We start from the raw sequence: 15,661 nt of genomic DNA, 5'->3' as shown, positions 1-15,661 counted from the left end.
GCGTTGTTCGCAGCACCCGGCACCGGCCTGGCCGGTTCATCCTGCACATCCGGAGGGCTCTTCATTACCCGGATGCCGAGCCGTGGTCTGGCGGACCCATCCCGCCTGGCTCGGGGATCGTTTACGGCGCCTCGCGCTGCGTCTGAACGCGGGCGTTGTGTCCGAAATCGTTTTTATACCCTGAAGGTTTTGCGCAAAAATTACAAGTTGAGCCCCGCCCCGCCGGCTCTGGTCGGGCGCCCATCGAGGCCGGTCCATCCGCGCCGCGCGTTCGATATAATGGCGGTTTTGACGCGATTCCGAGGCCCCGCATGACCCCCAGCCGCCCCATCCAGCGTGCCCTTTTGTCGGTCTCCGAGAAGACCGGCGTCGTGGAGCTCGCGCGCGCCCTGCACGAGCGCGGCGTCGAGCTTCTGTCCACCGGCGGGACCGCCCGCCTGCTGGCCGAGAACAACCTTCCGGTCACCGAGGTTTCCGCGCACACGGGCTTCCCCGAGATCATGGATGGCCGGGTCAAGACCCTCCACCCGCGCATCCACGGCGGACTGCTCGGCCGGCGTGATATCGACTCCGCGGTGATGGCCGAGCAGGACATCCCGCCCATCGACCTGCTGGTCGTCAATCTCTACCCGTTCGAGGCGGCAGTGGCCCGCCCCGGCTGCAGCCTCGAGGACGCCATCGAGAATATCGACATTGGCGGCCCCGCCATGCTGCGCGCGGCGGCCAAGAACTACCGCGACGTGGCCGTGGCCACCAGCCCCGACCAGTACAGCGAGATCGCCGCGGCCATTGGGGACCATGGCGAGGTGCCGCAGTCACTGCGCTTCCGCCTGGCGGTCGCGGCCTTCGATCACGTGGCGCGCTACGACGCTGCGATCAGCAACTATCTGTCGGCCCTGGACGAGGACGGCGAAACGGCGCCCTTCCCCGGACAGCTGAACGCGACCTTCGAACGGGTGGAGACCCTGCGCTACGGCGAGAACCCGCACCAGCGCGCCGCGTTCTATCGTGACCCACAGCCTACCCCCGGGACCCTGGCCAGCTACCACCAGCATCAGGGCAAATCGCTGTCCTACAACAACCTGGCGGACGCCGACGCCGCCTGGGAGTGCGTACGCCAGTTCGAGGCCGGGGCCTGCGTGATCGTCAAGCACGCCAACCCGTGCGGCGTGGCGGTCGCGCCGACCCAGCTGATGGCCTACGAGCGCGCCTTCCAGACCGACCCGACCTCGGCCTTCGGCGGCATCATTGCCTTCAACCGCCCGCTGGACGGCGACACCGCGCATGCGATCGTCAGCCGCCAGTTCGTCGAGGTGGTGATTGCCCCCGAGATCACGCCGGGCGCCCTGCGTGCGCTGGCGACCAAGAAGAACGTCCGGGTACTCGAGATCCCCCCGGCAGGCGTCGGCCCGAGCCTCGACTACAAGCGCATCGGCGGCGGGCTCCTGGTACAGGATGCCGACCGTGGCAGTCTGACGGATGTGGATCTGAAGACCGTGACCGCCCGCGCGCCCTCGGAGCAGGAGATGAAGGACCTGTGCTTTGCCTGGCAGGTGGGCAAGTACGTGAAATCCAACGCCATCGTCTATGCCCGCGACGAACAAACCATCGGCGTCGGCGCCGGCCAGATGAGCCGGGTATATTCCGCGCGCATCGCCGGCATCAAGGCCGCCGACGAGGGCCTGCAGGTGGCCGGATCGGTCATGGCCTCGGACGCCTTCTTCCCGTTCCGCGACGGTATCGACGCCGCCGCCGAGGCCGGCATCACCGCGGTGATCCAGCCCGGCGGTTCGATGCGCGATCAGGAGGTCATCGACGCCGCCAACGAGCACGACATCGCCATGCTGTTCACCGGCATGCGCCACTTCCGCCACTGAGGTCCTGATGAACGTACTGGTAATCGGCAACGGCGGGCGCGAGCACGCCCTGGCCTGGAAACTGGCGCAGTCACCGCGTATCGAACGCGTGCTGGTGGCGCCGGGCAACGCGGGCACCGCGCGCGAGGCCAAGTGCGAGAACGTCGACGTCGGCGTGACCGACATCGACGCGCTGCTGGCCCTGGCCGAACGCGAGGCCATCGCGTTTACCGTGGTCGGCCCCGAGGCACCCTTGGTCGCCGGCGTGGTGGATGCCTTCCGCGCCGCCGGCCGGCGCTGCTTCGGCCCCACCGCCCGGGCCGCCCAGCTGGAGGGCTCGAAGTCCTTTGCCAAGGACTTCATGCACCGCCACCAGATTCCGACGGCCGCCTACGGCAGCTTCGAGGACGAACAGGCGGCGCTGGAGTTCATCACCACACACGGCGCGCCCATCGTGGTCAAGGCCGACGGTCTCGCCGCCGGCAAGGGCGTGATCCTGGCGCAGACCGAAGACGAGGCACGCGCCGCGGTGGACGACATGCTGGCCGGCAACGCCTTCGGCGATGCCGGGAACCGGGTCGTGATCGAGGAGTTCCTGACCGGGGAAGAGGCCAGCTTCATCTGCATGGTGGACGGCGAGCACATCCTGCCGCTGGCGTCCTCGCAGGACCACAAGGCACGTGACAATGGCGACCTTGGCCCCAACACCGGCGGTATGGGCGCTTATTCGCCCGCGCCGGTCGTGACAGAGGCCATGCACGAGCGCATCCTGCGCGAGGTCATCGAGCCGACGGTGCGGGGCATGACCGCCGACGGCGAACGCTACACCGGGTTTCTCTACGCCGGTGTGATGATCGACGCCGCGGGCAACCCGAAGGTGCTGGAATTCAACTGTCGCTTCGGCGACCCGGAGACCCAGCCGATCCTGAGCCGCCTGGACTCCGACCTTGCCGACCTGGTGGAGGCCGCGCTGGACGGCCGCCTGGACACGGTAGAGGCACGCTGGGATTCGCGCGTGGCGCTGGGCGTGGTCCTGGCCGCCGGGGGCTACCCCGGCGACTACCGCAAGGGCGACGTCATCAGCGGACTGGAGGCCGTCGAGGCCGATTCCGACGCCCGCGTGTTCCATGCGGGGACCGCCACCGATGCCGATGGACACATCGTGACCGCCGGCGGCCGTGTGCTCTGCGTCGTCGGTCTCGGCGAGGACGTGAAGAGCGCGCAGAAAAAGGCCTACGCCGCGGTGCAACGGATTCACTTCAACGATATATACTGCCGTACCGATATCGGCTATCGCGCCGTCGCTCGCGAGGGGTAACCCGAAGCGGCGGCCCCTCACTTCTTTTTTGGAGAACCTCCTGGATGGCCGCCCCCGAAGTGACGCACCTGCCCAACCTCCCCAACGACGTGGAGGGCCTGCGGCAATCGATCCGCGATGCCGTGGTCCGCGTGGTGGGGGAGGACCCGCGCCAGGCCACCGAGCGTGACTGGATGGAGGCCCTGGCCTTCGCCATCCGCGAACGCATGGTGGAGCGCCGCCTGCTGACCCGCCGGCAGTTCGCCGACGAGGACGTCAAGCGCGTCTACTACCTGTCGATGGAGTACCTGATCGGGCGCATGCTCGAGGCGAACCTGCGCAACATGGGCATCCTCGAGCCAGCCCGCCAGGCGATGGCCGATCTCGGCGTGAACCTGGACACCATCCTCGATCTCGAGGACGACGCGGCGCTGGGCAACGGCGGCCTCGGACGCCTGGCCGCCTGCATCCTGGAATCCCTGGCGACCCAGGGCTATCCCGGCTACGGCTACGGCATCCGCTACGAGTTCGGCATGTTCCGCCAGCAGTTCGAGCCCTACCATCAGGTAGAGCACCCGGACAACTGGCTGCGCTACGGCAACCCGTGGGAGTTCCCGCGCTCGGACCGCAAGTACCCGATCCACTTCTACGGCTACGTGGTCGAGCACCATCACCCCAATGGCGAGACTCACTACACCTGGGAGGATGGCGAAGAAGTCCTGGCCATGGCCTACGACTACCCCACCGCGGGCTACGGCCGGCGCAACGTGAACAACCTGCGCCTGTGGGCCGCCAAGGCCACCCGTGACTTCGACCTGCGCTACTTCAACGAGGGCGACTACATCCGCGCCGTCGCGGACAAGGCGGAGTCGGAGACCATCTCGATGGTCCTGTACCCGAACGATGCCACCGCGATCGGCAAGGAACTGCGGCTGAAGCAGGAGTACTTTTTCGTCTCCGCCTCGCTGCAGGACATCCTGGATCGCCACCTGGCGCTGGGCTACGGCCTGGATGCCCTGCCCGACAAGGTCGCGATCCAGCTGAACGACACCCACCCGGCGATCGCGGTGGCGGAACTGATGCGCCTGCTGACGGACGCCCACGACCTGCCCTGGGGCCGCGCGTGGGACCTGACCCGGCGCACCTTCGCCTATACCAACCACACCCTGATGCCCGAGGCCCTGGAGACCTGGCCGGTGGAGCTGATGCAGCGCGTGCTGCCGCGCCACATGGGGATCATCTACCAGATCAATCACGAGTTCCTGGACGAGGTCCGCCACCGCTACCCGGGGGACAACGACCGCCTGGCACGGCTGTCCATCATCGACGAGCAGAACGGGCGGCGCGTGCGCATGGCCCATCTGGCCGTGGTCGGCTCGCACCGCGTCAACGGTGTGGCGGCACTGCACACCCAGCTGTTGCAGGAGACCCTGTTCGAGGACTTCTACAACCTGTGGCCGGAGCGTTTCGTCAACGTCACCAACGGCGTGACGCCGCGCCTGTGGATGATCCAGTCCAATCCCGCACTGACCGAGCTGCTGGGCCAGCGCATCGGCGACGACTGGCAATACGACCTGGACCGCCTGCGCGCGCTGGAACCCTTCGCCCATGATGCCGAGCTGCAGAAGGCCTTCATGGACGTAAAGCGGGCCAACAAGCAGCGCCTGGCGGACCTGGTGCGCGAGCGGACCGGCGTGGAACTGAACCCGGACGTGATGTTTGACGTGCAGATCAAGCGCATCCACGAGTACAAGCGCCAGCTGCTGAAGCTCCTGCACGTGGTGGATCTCTACCGCCGCATCCGCGCCGGCGAGGACGTCCCGCCGCGCGTGGTCCTGTTCGGCGGCAAGGCCGCGCCCGGGTACGCCCGGGCCAAGGGCATCATTCAGGTCATCAACGAGGTCGCCGACATCGTCAACAATGACCCGGCCGTCGGCGACCGCCTGAAGTGCGTGTTCTTCCCCAACTACGAGGTGAGCTCCGCCAGCATCATCATCCCGGCGGCGGATGTCTCCGAGCAGATCTCCACCGCCGGCTTCGAGGCCTCCGGCACCGGCAACATGAAGCTCGCGCTGAACGGGGCCCTGACCATCGGCACCCTGGACGGCGCCAACATCGAGATCCGCGACGCGGTCGGCGAGGAGAACATCTTCATTTTCGGCATGACCGCCGAGGAGGTCGTCGAACACCGGCGCAGCGGCCCGCGCCCCGAGGCAGTCCTGGCCGCAGAGCCCCGGCTGGCCGCGGCGGTGGAAATGATCGAATCCGGGTTCTTTACCTGCGACGACCCGGAGACCCACCGCGACCTCGGCCGCTATCTGCGCCACGAGGACCCGTTCTTCGTGATCGCCGACTACGCGGCCTACGCCGAGGCCTGCGACCGGGCGGACACCCTGTACGCCGACCGCGCCGCATGGGCCGAGGCCGCCATCCTGAACGTCGCGCGCATGGGGTACTTCTCCATCGACCGCACGGTGCGCGACTACGCCAACCAGATCTGGGACATCACGCCGGAGCCGGTGGCCCCCTCGCGCACCAACGGCGCCGCCTGACGGGCGGGCCGGCGGTCAGTCGTCCGGCAACCCCAGACGGCGCAGCCAGCCACCGGGGTTGCCCGCGCACACCAGGAACTCGGGGTTCAGCAGGCTCTCGCGCGTGTTGTAGCGCAGCTCCTCGCCATACAGGTCCGTCACGCGGCCGCCCGCGGCGCGCACCACGGCGTGGGCCGCCGCGGTATCCCATTCGCTGGTGGGCCCCAGTCGCGGATAGATGTCGGCCGCGCCCTCGGCGACCAGGCACAGCTTCAGGGAGCTGCCCATGCTGACCAGTTCGTGCGGACCCAGCCGGTCCAGCGCGCCCTTCAGGCGTTCCGCCCCGTGTGAACGGCTGCCCGCCACCATCGGGTGATCGGTGCCGATGCGATCGTGCGCCACCGCGATATCGCGCGGGGCCTGGCCTTCGTCGCGCCGGATCGCCTGGCCATCGCGGTGGCCCGCGTACAGGCGCTTGAGCACCGGGCACCAGACCACCCCCAGGACCGGATCGTGGTTGTGGATCAGCGCCACGTTCACGGTGAACTCGCCGTTGCGCTTCACGAACTCGCGGGTCCCGTCGAGGGGGTCGATCAACCAGTAGGTCGGCCACTGCCGACGCCGCGCGAAGGGCACGTCCTGCCCCTCCTCGGACAACACCGGCCAGTCCGGGTCGATATCCGACAGCCCGCCGACCAGGATACGGTGGGCGGCCAGATCCGCCTCGGTCAGCGGCGAGTGGTCGGCCTTCTCGGTGACCGCGAAACGGGTCTCGTAGAGCTCGAGAATGGCGTGGCCGGCCGCGTCGGCCAGGCTCGAAACCTCGTGCATCAGGGCAGTCAGGGCCGCATCCTTCGGCGGAGCATGCATGGGGAACTCCCGTTTTCCCGGAACATTCCCCCTAGCTTGGCAGGGTTGCGGCCCCGGGGGAACACCGGCGCGCGCCAGGAGGCCTCTATCCGTCGAGGTAGTCGCGCACCATGTACAGGGCGGCAATGGAACGCGCCTCGGTCAGGTCCTCGCGTGCAACCAGCTCCGTCAGGCGGTCCAGCGACCAGGGCACCACCTCGATCGCCTCCGGCTCGTCGCCCTCTGCGGTCTCGGGATAGAGATCCTCGGCCAGCACCAGATGCGTCTGGTGGGCCATGTAGCCGGGCGCCACGGTCAACGCGCCCAGGTGGGTCAGGCGGTGTCCGGCGTGCCCCACCTCCTCCATGATCTCCCGGTTGGCGGCGGCCAGGATGTCCTCGCCCGCCTCCATGCGCCCCTTGGGCAGGCCCAGCTCGTAGCGGTGGGTGCCGGCCGCGTATTCACGGATCAGCAGGACGGTGCGATCACGCTGCACAGGGGCGATGATCACTGCCCCGTGGCCACGACTGACCAGGCGCTCGAAACAAGTGCGCGCGCCATTGCTGAACTCGAGGTCCAGTTCCTCCACCTCGAACAGGCGGCTGCTGGCGACCGTACGCCGCCCCTGGACATCCGGCTTGTCTCGGCTCATGCCCCCTCCGGACGAGATTCAGTGGCTGTTGCGAAGCCGCACCAGGGTCCGCAGTTCGCCCTCGAACAGGGTGTCGAACATGAACCCGTGATCGGAGGTCACCACCTCGAACCCGTCCTGTTCGGCCGGCTCGGTTTCCGCGAGGCGCAGGTCGAGATCGCCCCAGCTGACGGCCATGGTGACGCGCATCGGGAAATAGCCATCGAGGAAGCGACGCACGAACGGACCGTTCTCCAGGCGATAGACGCCATCGCCCTCGTGCTCGACGATCTTCATGCGCGCGGTGACGCAGACCTCGGCGTCCTTTTCCACCCCGCGCAGGTCCACTCGATCGCCCTCGGCGCGCGCGGATTCGATGTTGCGGGTGGACTCGACCTGGAGCTCGTCGATGGTCGCCTCATTGTACACAATGACCATGCGCCGAATGGCCGCCACATCGTTGTGGCACTGGCGCAGATCGGCCCATCCGTCCTCCAGGGAGGAGGCCGTGATGCGGATCTGATTCTGGTGGTGATGCGGCGTCCGGTCCGGCTCCTCCAGCAGGAACGTCAGCTCCGGACTGGTCGTCTGGGTCTGGTCCGGGGAGACCGTCTCGCCCCACAGGGCATCATCCTCCAGCGGATCGTAGTCCGGATCATCCGGATCCATCGCCAGGGTGGGGCCCGGCAGGGCCAGAAGCGCGGCAAGAAGCGGCGCGGGCAGAAACCGCACCTGGGGTACCATGAGAGCCATAACCAATCCCCTCGATTATGTGGCCGTCTGCTGTGGACCCGCAAAACCCCGAAAAAAATCCGCACGCCCCCGCGCTCGCCGTGGACTGGAGTCGCATCGACACCGTGCTGTTCGACATGGACGGCACGCTGCTCGACCTGCACTTCGACAACCGCTTCTGGCGCGAGCTGATCCCGCGGGAGTACATCCGCTGCCAGCCGGACGACCCGGAATGCGCACGCCGCCGCCTGGAGGACGAGATGCAGCGGGTGCGCGGCAAGCTGGAATGGTACTGCGTGGATCACTGGACGCGCTTCACCGGGCTGGACATCCTGGGCCTGAAACGCGAACTGGCCCATCATATCGCCATGAAACCGCATGCCGATGCGTTGCTGGCCGCCCTGGAACGTGCCGGCCGGCGGCGGGTGCTGGTGACCAATGCCCATCCGCAGGTCTACGCCTTCAAGCACCGGCTCACCCGCATCGGCGACCATCTGGACACCATCGTCTCCGCCCACGATCTCGACTGCGCCAAGGAAGACGGCGACTTCTGGAACCGGCTGCAGCGCGTGGCCCCGTACGACCCCGGGCACACCCTGCTGGTGGACGACAACCTGCTGGCGCTGGCGAGCGCCGCCGGGGCGGGCATCGCGGAGCTGCGCGGCATGCGATACCCGGACGAGCGCGGCGAGCCCATGCACTCGGAGGACTTCGTGCTGCTGGAGTCGCTCGCGGATCTGATGTCCGGCCTGCCCGCCACGAGAGACAGGGCCGGCGATTCGGCGGCTACTTGACCGGGGTCGGCAGGTTGCGGATCAGGTCCAGGCGGATCTGCACCGGCCGGCCTTCGCACTCGCCATCCAGCCAATGATAACCATCCGCCTCGCGCACTTCGTGGGGCGTTACCTTGCCCCACCAGGCCTGGCTGGAGTCCGGCTCGGCCCAGTTCAGTTGCAGGGTCTCGCCGGTGAGGATGGCGATCTCCAGACGCTCGGAGACATGGCGGGGAATGGCGGCATCGGTCATCGTAGGGCTTCGCGGTAGTCAGTCGGGTCGGGGATGCCGGCCGCGGCGAACGCGGCGCGCCGGGCCTGGCACTGCGGGCAGCGCCCGCAGTGGCGCGATTGTGCCAGAAGGCAGCTCCAGGTGCGGCGCCAGTCGATCCCCAGCGGATCCGTCGTGGCGATGATTTCCGCCTTCGACTGCTCGATCAGCGGCGCCTCGACCTGCAGGCGCGGGACCAGGGTCCCGGCCAGCGCCGAGACCTGCTCCACGAACCCGGGCTGCGAACCCGGCCCATGCCCCTGATCCTCGCGGTTCAGGGCCAAAAGGATACGCCCGGCACCGTGGTGTTCGGCCAGGTTGACCGCCAGCGCCAGCACCAGCAGATTGCGCTGGGGCAACGGCACATGGCCGACCCAGTCGTTGCGCCGGGTGAAGGCCGCGCGCAGGGACTGCAGGTCCAGCGCGACGGGCGTCGCGCCGTAGACCCCGGCCAGATGCTCCACCGCCGCCCATTCGCGGGCCGCATTGCGCTGGCCATAGTCGACCCAGACGGCGCGCAGCACCTTGCCGGCTGCATGGCACTGCGCCAGCAGGGCGCTGCTCTCGATGCCGCCGGAGAGCAGGAGGAGATCGGGGGATTCAGGCCGAACGGATTCCATTCGGGCACCATACCGCACAGCGCGAGTAGACGGAGACCACGCGGTGATTGAACAACTACGCAGCCACTGGCAGCGCCTGCTGGGCGCCGAACGCAGCGATCGCGCCGAGGGCGATCCCGAACAGCGCCTGCAGCGCGCCGCCGCGGCCCTGATCATGGAGGTCTGCCGCGCCGACTTCGAGCTGCACGCGGAGGAGCTCGAATCGGTACGCGCCAGCCTGATCGAACTGTTCCGGCTCGACGGCGACACCGCCGACGCGCTGCTGGAGATCGCACAGGAGGAGAGCGACGCGCTGATCTCCATCCACCCGATGGTGCGCGAGGTCAATGCGGCCTTCAATGCCGAGCAGAAGGCCGACATCCTGCGCGCCCTGTGGCGCGCCGCCTGGGCCAACCGCGACCTGCACAAGCGTCAGGAGGCGGTCATCCGGCACCTCGCGGACCTGCTCTACGTGCCGCACGCCACCTTCATCCGGACCAAGCACGAGGTCCTAGGGAAACACTGATTCATGTACACGCTCGCGTTGGCACCCCAGGTTCTTCGAGACAAGGCGCGTCGTGCGGCGGGTAGTGGTTCTACCCGCAAGCGGCGCAACGCCGTATCGGGGAACCTGGGGTGCCAACCCCACAAACCATTCAATGCAGGGGCTCGGCCGCTTTTGCGCGCGCACAGCGTTGCGGTTCCCTTGTGCAGAATGACTGCACGGCAGTCACCGCGCCTTGTTCGCACGCAAAAGCGACTCGAGCGCGAGCGTATACATGAAGCAGTGTTTCCCTGGGCGATGCGGCCGACCCGAACTGAGCCAAGGGGGAACGCGGATGGGTGATCCGGGCACCCTGCTGGCCGCGCTGGCGGTGGGCATCCTCGGCGGCGTGCACTGCCTGGGGATGTGCGGCGGCATCGTCGGCGCAATCTCCATGGGCCACGGTCGCCGCGGGCCGGGGCTGGACCTGCTGCTGGCCTACAACCTCGGGCGCATGGCGAGTTACGTCATCGCCGGGGCCCTGGCCGGATGGCTGGGGGCCAGCCTGCTGGGCGGGCTGCCCGCCGGCCAGGCGATCCTGCAGGGCTTTGCCGCGATTTTCCTGATCCTGCTCGGGTTCTATCTCGCCGGGTGGTGGCCGATCCTGGCACGCCTGGAACAGGCCGGCGGGGTGCTGTGGCGCCGGATCGAACCGCTGGGGCGACGCTTCCTTCCGGTGCGCCATGCGGGGCAGGCCCTGGTGGTCGGCGGCCTGTGGGGCTGGCTGCCCTGTGGGCTGGTGTACAGCGTGCTGGCCTGGTCCCTCGGAGCCGGCGGGGCGCTGGAGGGTGCTGCGCTGATGGGCGCCTTCGCCCTGGGCACGCTGCCCAATCTTTTGCTGATGGGAGTATTCGCCGCGCGACTGGCGGCCTTCGTGCGCCGCCCCTGGGTCCGCCGGGTGGCCGGCGGCGGGGTCGCACTTTATGGCGTCTGGATGCTGCTGAGTGTGGCGATGTGATGCCTCGCCCGCCCGGGCGAGGCATCGTTCGGAAAGCCCCGGGGCTCAGTCCACGTAGAAATCGCGCGCGAAGCGCACCGGCAGCACGCGTTCGCTGCCTTCCGGAGCGATGTCGATCGCAAAGTCGAGGGTCTCCCCACTGCGCACAGTGACTTCGGACAGGAAGTAGATGGCATCGCCATCCTGGATTTCGCGGAAGCGCAGGCTGCGCATCTGGTCGTTCATGTTGGTGGCCGAACCGGTCACCTCGGCGGAAACCGCCTGCAGGCCGTTGTCGCCCCGCTCCATCACGCTGATATTGACCATCGCCCTGTTGGAACTGCGCCGCACGTCATAGGCCCGCGCGACCTCCGGGGACAGGAAGGTGGTGTTGATCACATTGTAGTGGACGACGTAATTATCGAACTCCGCCTCGTTGGCGGATGCGATCGAGCTGCCGAGAGCGACCGCCGCCAGAGCGACGAGAAAGCCGGTAAAGACCCGATGCACTCTTGCCATGGCTGACTCCTTTGCCTGGTTGGGAAAGCGGGGCCCTGTGGCGAAAGGCTTTCAGGAACCCCTGACTTCGAGTCTAGCCGCTTTTGCGCCCGTTGAAACGGGGGTGACCACCACCAGAATCCGAGGAGCCAATCGCGCCTCAGAAAGAGCGCACGATAATCAGCAGGATATAAAGCCCGACCAGGGCGATCATTGGCGAAAAATCGATCGCGCCGGTGTTCGGCAGGGCCCGGCGGAGCGGCCCGAGTATGGGGCGGTTCACCGCCCCCGCCAGGCGCATGATCGGGTTGTTCGCGGCACCGCCACCCCCGGCCTGGATCCAGCTCATCACCACCTCGGCGATCAGCGCGATGATGAATACCCAGATCACGGTGGTCAGCAGCTCGCGGATCGCCACGGCCAGGATGATCCCGACCCCGACATCCACACCGACGATGAGCACCCGCAGCCAGATCTCGATGAACTTGAGCACGACCATCAGCACGACCGCCGCCAGGTCGAGCCGCCCCACCGACGGGATCACCGGCCGCAGCACCCGCAGCGGCGGATCGGTCAGCATCACGATGGTCTGCGAGATCGGGTTGTAGTAGTCGGCCCGAACCAGGCCGAAAATCGTTCGCAGAATCAACAGGATGATGTATATCCCGAAGACAACGCTGACGAGGAAGATGGCAATCTCTTGTCCGGTTCCAGCGGCGGGCATGCGGGCTCCTTCGATCCGACAGGTTAATCGCTCATTCTCCGGCAAGGTCGGCGGGATGCCAAGCTGCGGCGCGCAGCCTGTCCCGGCCGCGCGGCTCAGCCGCCGCTGCGGGCGTCCATGCAGTCACGCACCCGGGTGGCGATCTCCTCGATGGACAGCTCGGTGACATCCAGGTGGGGGATCCGCCAGATATCGAAGAATTCCTGGATCGCCACGCATTCCGCCCGGCACTGCGCCAGACTGGCGTAGCGGCTGTCGGGCCGACGGCCCTCGCGGATCTGCGCCAGACGCTGCGGGGTGATCGTCAGTCCGACCAGGCGCCCGCCCAGCCCCCGCAGCCCCTCGGGCATATGCGGGATATCACCCTGACGCAAGTCCTCCGGCACCAGGGGGTAGTTGGCGGCGAACAGCCCGTAGTTCATGGCCAGGTAGAGGCTGGTCGGCGTCTTGCCCGAGCGCGAGGCCCCCAGCAGCACTACATCGGCGACCGACAGGTCCTGGGTGGCGAGACCATCGTCATGGGCCAGGGTATAGTTCAGCGCCTCGATGCGCCGGTCGTAGCGGCTGACATCGCCCATACCGTGGGCGCGGCCGGAGACCGACTGCGATGCCACCCCCAGCAGCTGTTCCAGCCGCTCCACCTGTTCGCCAAAGACGTCGATCACCGGGACCGGGCTGTGGCGCAGGTCGGCCCGCAGGTCGGCGTTGGCCAGGGTGGCCACCACCAGCGCGGGCTGGGGGCCGTCCGCGGCCCGGGCGAACACGCTGGCCAGGCGGCCGGGCGTCTGTACGAAGGGCAGCCGGTGCCACGCGGGGTCGACATCCGGGAACTGAGTGAACAGGGAGCGCGCTAGCGTCTCCGCGGTGATCCCGGTCCCGTCCGAGACCAGATAGACCTGCGGGCACTGGGCGACGGGACCCGTCATCACCGCGACCCTTCGCCCGCGCCCCGTACGCTGGCCAGCTGCTCCCAGGTGGACAACAGCGAATCCGGATTCAGCGACAGGGAATCGATGCCCTCGTTCATCAGCCAGACGGCCAGCTCGGGGTAGTCGGAAGGGGCCTGGCCGCAGATCCCGACATACTTGTCGGCTCGCCGCGCGGCACGGATCGCCATGCTCAAAAGCGCCTTCACCGCATCGTTGCGTTCGTCGAAGGAATCGGCGACCAGGCCCGAATCGCGATCCACCCCAAGGGTCAGCTGGGTCAGGTCGTTGGAACCGATGGAAAAACCGTCGAAGTGCTCGAGGAAGCGCGCCGCCAGCAGCGCGTTGGACGGGATCTCGCACATCATCACGATCTTCAGGCCGTTCTCTCCGCGGCGCAGGCCCTCTTCGCCGAGCACCCGGATCACGTCCTCGGCCTCGGCGAGGGTGCGCACGAACGGGACCATGACCTGCACGTTGTCCAGGCCCATGTCGTCGCGCACCCGCCGCAATGCTTCGCACTCCATCGCGAAGGCCGGACGGAAGGTCTCCGATCGGTAGCGCGAGGCCCCGCGAAAGCCCAGCATCGGGTTTTCTTCCTGCGGCTCGTAGCCGCGCCCCCCGATCAGGTGGGCGTACTCGTTGGACTTGAAGTCGGACAAGCGCACGATCACCGGCTCCGGTGCGAAGGCCGCCGCCAGTGTCGCGATGCCCTCGGACAGCTTGCGCACGAAGAACTCGCGCGGGCCGTCGTCGAATCCATGCAGCCGCTCGGCGATGCGTTCCTGTACGTCGGATTCCAGCCGGTTCGGATCCTCGGCGTAGTCCAGCAGCGCCAGCGGGTGCACGCCGATGGTGCCGTTGATGATGAACTCCAGCCGCGCCAGCCCGATCCCGGCATGTGGCAGCTGCGAGAAGGCATAGGCGCGTCCCGGGTTGGCCACGTTCAGCATCAGCTTGACCGGCAGCTCGGGCAGCTCGCCGATATCGGTCTTCTTGACCTGGTATTCCAGCTTTCCCGGATACACGTGACCGTCGTCGCCCTCGGCACAGGAGACGGTCGCCTGCATGCCGTCGGAGAGCACCTCGGTCGCATTGCCGCAGCCCACCACCGCCGGGATTCCCATCTCGCGGGCGATGATCGCCGCATGACAGGTGCGCCCGCCGCGATTGGTAACGATCGCGGCGGAGCGCTTCATGATCGGCTCCCAGTCCGGGTCGGTCATGTCCGCGACCAGGATGTCGCCTTCCTCCATGGTGTGCATGGCATCCGGCGAGTCCAGCACGCGCACGACACCGGCCCCGATCTTCGCGCCGATCGCGCGGCCGGTCACCAGTGGCCCCGCCTCGTGCGATGCAAGTTCGTAGCGCTCGCCCGCGCCCAGCTCGACGCGGCTCTCCACCGTCTCCGGACGCGCCTGCACGATGAACAACTCGCCGGTCTCGCCGTCTTGCGCCCACTCGATGTCCATCGGCCGGCCGTAGTGCTGCTCGATCGCCACCGCATAGCGCCCGAGCTGCTCGGCGTCGGCATCCGACAGGCAAAAGCGCTGGCGCAGGTCCTCCGGGGTATCTTCGGTACGGGTACCGTCCTCGGTCAGCACCATGCGCACCGCCTTGGTGCCGAGTGTGCGGCCGATAATGGCGCGCTTGCCGGACGCCAGGGCCGGCTTGTAGACCTGGTATTCGTCGGGGTTCACCGCGCCCTGCACGACCGTCTCGCCCAGGCCCCAGGCCCCGGTAATGAACACCGCATCGCGGAAGCCGCTCTCGGTATCCAGGGTAAAGATCACGCCGCTGGCGCCGACGTCCGAGCGCACCATGCGCTGGATGCCGGCCGACAACGCGACCTCGTCGTGGGCGAAGCCGTTGTGCACGCGATAGGCGATCGCGCGGTCGTTGTACAGGCTCGCGAAACACTCGCGCAGACGCTGCAGCAGAGCATCGATGCCGCGCACGTTGAGGAAGGTCTCCTGCTGCCCGGCGAACGAGGCCTCGGGCAGGTCCTCGGCGGTAGCCGACGAACGCACGGCGACCGGGACATCATCGCCCAGTTGCGCGTAATGCTCGCGCACCGCCTGCTCCAGCTCGCCGGGCAGCTCCGCCTGCTCGATCCAGCCGCGCACCTCGCGCCCGGCGGCGCGCAGGGCCTCGATGTCGTTGATATCCAGATCCGCCAGGCGCGCCTTGATCTGTTCGTCCAGCCCGTCCTTTCCGAGCAGGGCGCGATAGGCGTCCGCAGTGGTGGCGAACCCGCCGGGCACCCGAACCCCGGCCGCACCAAGCTGTCCCAGCAACTCCCCTAGCGAGGCATTCTTGCCGCCCACCTTCGCGACATCGTTCATGGTCAGGTCGGCGAGATCGACTACCCAGTGCATGGCGACTCCTGGACTAGTGACAAGGGTGGCAATAGTTCCGTGACTTTGTGAAGCCATTAACATGGACGAACCACTATGATCAGCTAGGCTTTGCCGTTTTGTAACCTTCAGGAGA

At 67.6% G+C, this 15,661-nt stretch carries 15 protein-coding genes; 6 read left to right on the top strand and 9 right to left on the bottom strand.

Features of this window, described 5'->3' with window-relative positions; translation table 11 throughout:
* Window positions 1–311 precede the first annotated feature (311 nt).
* The 3 genes from purH to F572_RS0106560 are packed head-to-tail and all read left to right on the top strand — an operon-like array spanning window position 312 to window position 5,705.
* Window positions 312–1,877, top strand: a complete 1,566-nt coding sequence (purH, locus tag F572_RS0106570) for a bifunctional phosphoribosylaminoimidazolecarboxamide formyltransferase/IMP cyclohydrolase (RefSeq protein WP_017940940.1) — start codon at window positions 312–314, stop codon at window positions 1,875–1,877.
* A gap of 7 nt (window positions 1,878–1,884) precedes the next feature.
* Window positions 1,885–3,174 (top strand): phosphoribosylamine--glycine ligase, encoded by a 1,290-nt coding sequence (gene purD / locus F572_RS0106565; protein ID WP_017940939.1) that lies wholly within the window; start codon window positions 1,885–1,887, stop codon window positions 3,172–3,174.
* A gap of 44 nt (window positions 3,175–3,218) precedes the next feature.
* Window positions 3,219–5,705, top strand: coding sequence for a glycogen/starch/alpha-glucan phosphorylase (locus tag F572_RS0106560; protein ID WP_017940938.1), 2,487 nt, complete (start codon window positions 3,219–3,221; stop codon window positions 5,703–5,705).
* 15 nt (window positions 5,706–5,720) lie between these two features.
* On the opposite strand, the gene cysQ is transcribed toward F572_RS0106560, so the two are convergent.
* The 3 genes from cysQ to F572_RS0106545 all read right to left on the bottom strand — a co-directional run bounded on the left by cysQ (window position 5,721) and on the right by F572_RS0106545 (window position 7,917).
* Complete coding sequence (gene cysQ / locus F572_RS0106555; protein WP_017940937.1) at window positions 5,721–6,554, bottom strand: 3'(2'),5'-bisphosphate nucleotidase CysQ; 834 nt, start codon at window positions 6,552–6,554, stop codon at window positions 5,721–5,723.
* 85 nt (window positions 6,555–6,639) lie between these two features.
* A complete protein-coding gene (nudE, locus tag F572_RS0106550) occupies window positions 6,640–7,185 on the bottom strand; it encodes an ADP compounds hydrolase NudE (RefSeq protein ID WP_017940936.1) in 546 nt (181 codons plus the stop codon).
* Between the two features lie 18 nt (window positions 7,186–7,203).
* On the bottom strand, window positions 7,204–7,917 hold the full coding sequence (locus tag F572_RS0106545; protein ID WP_081601992.1) for an alpha/beta hydrolase: 714 nt from the start codon (window positions 7,915–7,917) through the stop codon (window positions 7,204–7,206).
* A 32-nt stretch (window positions 7,918–7,949) separates the two neighbouring features.
* Between F572_RS0106545 and F572_RS0106540 the strand changes: the two genes are divergently transcribed.
* Window positions 7,950–8,690, top strand: coding sequence for an HAD family hydrolase (locus F572_RS0106540; RefSeq protein WP_196793995.1), 741 nt, complete (start codon window positions 7,950–7,952; stop codon window positions 8,688–8,690).
* On the opposite strand, the gene F572_RS0106535 is transcribed toward F572_RS0106540, so the two are convergent.
* Both F572_RS0106535 and F572_RS0106530 read right to left on the bottom strand, forming a co-directional pair.
* Window positions 8,683–8,922 carry a hypothetical protein gene (locus F572_RS0106535; RefSeq protein ID WP_017940933.1) on the bottom strand — a complete coding sequence of 80 codons (240 nt, stop codon included), beginning with the start codon at window positions 8,920–8,922 and terminating at the stop codon, window positions 8,683–8,685. The genes F572_RS0106540 and F572_RS0106535 overlap by 8 nt on opposite strands.
* The gene (locus F572_RS0106530) at window positions 8,919–9,560 is read right to left on the bottom strand and encodes a 7-cyano-7-deazaguanine synthase (protein WP_017940932.1); all 642 of its coding nucleotides are present in this window, start codon (window positions 9,558–9,560) and stop codon (window positions 8,919–8,921) included. The genes F572_RS0106535 and F572_RS0106530 overlap by 4 nt, the downstream gene beginning before the upstream one ends.
* A gap of 43 nt (window positions 9,561–9,603) precedes the next feature.
* On the opposite strand from F572_RS0106530, the gene F572_RS0106525 reads away from it, so the two are divergent.
* On the top strand, window positions 9,604–10,065 hold the full coding sequence (locus F572_RS0106525) for a TerB family tellurite resistance protein (protein ID WP_017940931.1): 462 nt from the start codon (window positions 9,604–9,606) through the stop codon (window positions 10,063–10,065).
* 313 nt (window positions 10,066–10,378) lie between these two features.
* The gene (locus F572_RS0106520; RefSeq protein WP_017940930.1) at window positions 10,379–11,041 is read left to right on the top strand and encodes a sulfite exporter TauE/SafE family protein; all 663 of its coding nucleotides are present in this window, start codon (window positions 10,379–10,381) and stop codon (window positions 11,039–11,041) included.
* Between the two features lie 45 nt (window positions 11,042–11,086).
* Here F572_RS0106520 and F572_RS0106515 read toward each other — a convergent pair whose 3' ends face one another.
* From F572_RS0106515 to ppsA, 4 genes are all read right to left on the bottom strand, one after another.
* Entirely contained in the window at window positions 11,087–11,539 is a 453-nt protein-coding gene (locus tag F572_RS0106515) for a DUF4426 domain-containing protein (protein WP_017940929.1), read from the bottom strand.
* A 139-nt stretch (window positions 11,540–11,678) separates the two neighbouring features.
* Complete coding sequence (locus F572_RS0106510) at window positions 11,679–12,242, bottom strand: YggT family protein (protein ID WP_017940928.1); 564 nt, start codon at window positions 12,240–12,242, stop codon at window positions 11,679–11,681.
* A gap of 95 nt (window positions 12,243–12,337) precedes the next feature.
* On the bottom strand, window positions 12,338–13,168 hold the full coding sequence (locus F572_RS0106505; RefSeq protein ID WP_017940927.1) for a pyruvate, water dikinase regulatory protein: 831 nt from the start codon (window positions 13,166–13,168) through the stop codon (window positions 12,338–12,340).
* Complete coding sequence (gene ppsA / locus F572_RS0106500; protein ID WP_017940926.1) at window positions 13,168–15,546, bottom strand: phosphoenolpyruvate synthase; 2,379 nt, start codon at window positions 15,544–15,546, stop codon at window positions 13,168–13,170. The genes F572_RS0106505 and ppsA overlap by 1 nt, the downstream gene beginning before the upstream one ends.
* Window positions 15,547–15,661: the final 115 nt, after the last annotated feature.

Source organism: Thioalkalivibrio sp. ALE14 (assembly GCF_000376845.1).
GTDB lineage: Bacteria > Pseudomonadota > Gammaproteobacteria > Ectothiorhodospirales > Ectothiorhodospiraceae > Thioalkalivibrio.
The sequence above is the reverse complement of the archived record's forward strand: the minus strand, read 5'-3'. Positions and strand labels throughout refer to the sequence as shown.

Coding starts and splice junctions, on each gene's coding strand:
- purH (WP_017940940.1), top strand. CDS start 312: ATGACCCCCAGCCGCCCCATCCAGCGTGCCCTTTTGTCGGTCTCCGAG.
- purD (WP_017940939.1), top strand. CDS start 1,885: ATGAACGTACTGGTAATCGGCAACGGCGGGCGCGAGCACGCCCTGGCC.
- F572_RS0106560 (WP_017940938.1), top strand. CDS start 3,219: ATGGCCGCCCCCGAAGTGACGCACCTGCCCAACCTCCCCAACGACGTG.
- cysQ (WP_017940937.1), bottom strand. CDS start 6,554: ATGCATGCTCCGCCGAAGGATGCGGCCCTGACTGCCCTGATGCACGAG.
- nudE (WP_017940936.1), bottom strand. CDS start 7,185: ATGAGCCGAGACAAGCCGGATGTCCAGGGGCGGCGTACGGTCGCCAGC.
- F572_RS0106545 (WP_081601992.1), bottom strand. CDS start 7,917: ATGGCTCTCATGGTACCCCAGGTGCGGTTTCTGCCCGCGCCGCTTCTT.
- F572_RS0106535 (WP_017940933.1), bottom strand. CDS start 8,922: ATGACCGATGCCGCCATTCCCCGCCATGTCTCCGAGCGTCTGGAGATC.
- F572_RS0106530 (WP_017940932.1), bottom strand. CDS start 9,560: ATGGAATCCGTTCGGCCTGAATCCCCCGATCTCCTCCTGCTCTCCGGC.
- F572_RS0106520 (WP_017940930.1), top strand. CDS start 10,379: ATGGGTGATCCGGGCACCCTGCTGGCCGCGCTGGCGGTGGGCATCCTC.
- F572_RS0106515 (WP_017940929.1), bottom strand. CDS start 11,539: ATGGCAAGAGTGCATCGGGTCTTTACCGGCTTTCTCGTCGCTCTGGCG.
- F572_RS0106510 (WP_017940928.1), bottom strand. CDS start 12,242: ATGCCCGCCGCTGGAACCGGACAAGAGATTGCCATCTTCCTCGTCAGC.
- F572_RS0106505 (WP_017940927.1), bottom strand. CDS start 13,168: ATGACGGGTCCCGTCGCCCAGTGCCCGCAGGTCTATCTGGTCTCGGAC.
- ppsA (WP_017940926.1), bottom strand. CDS start 15,546: ATGCACTGGGTAGTCGATCTCGCCGACCTGACCATGAACGATGTCGCG.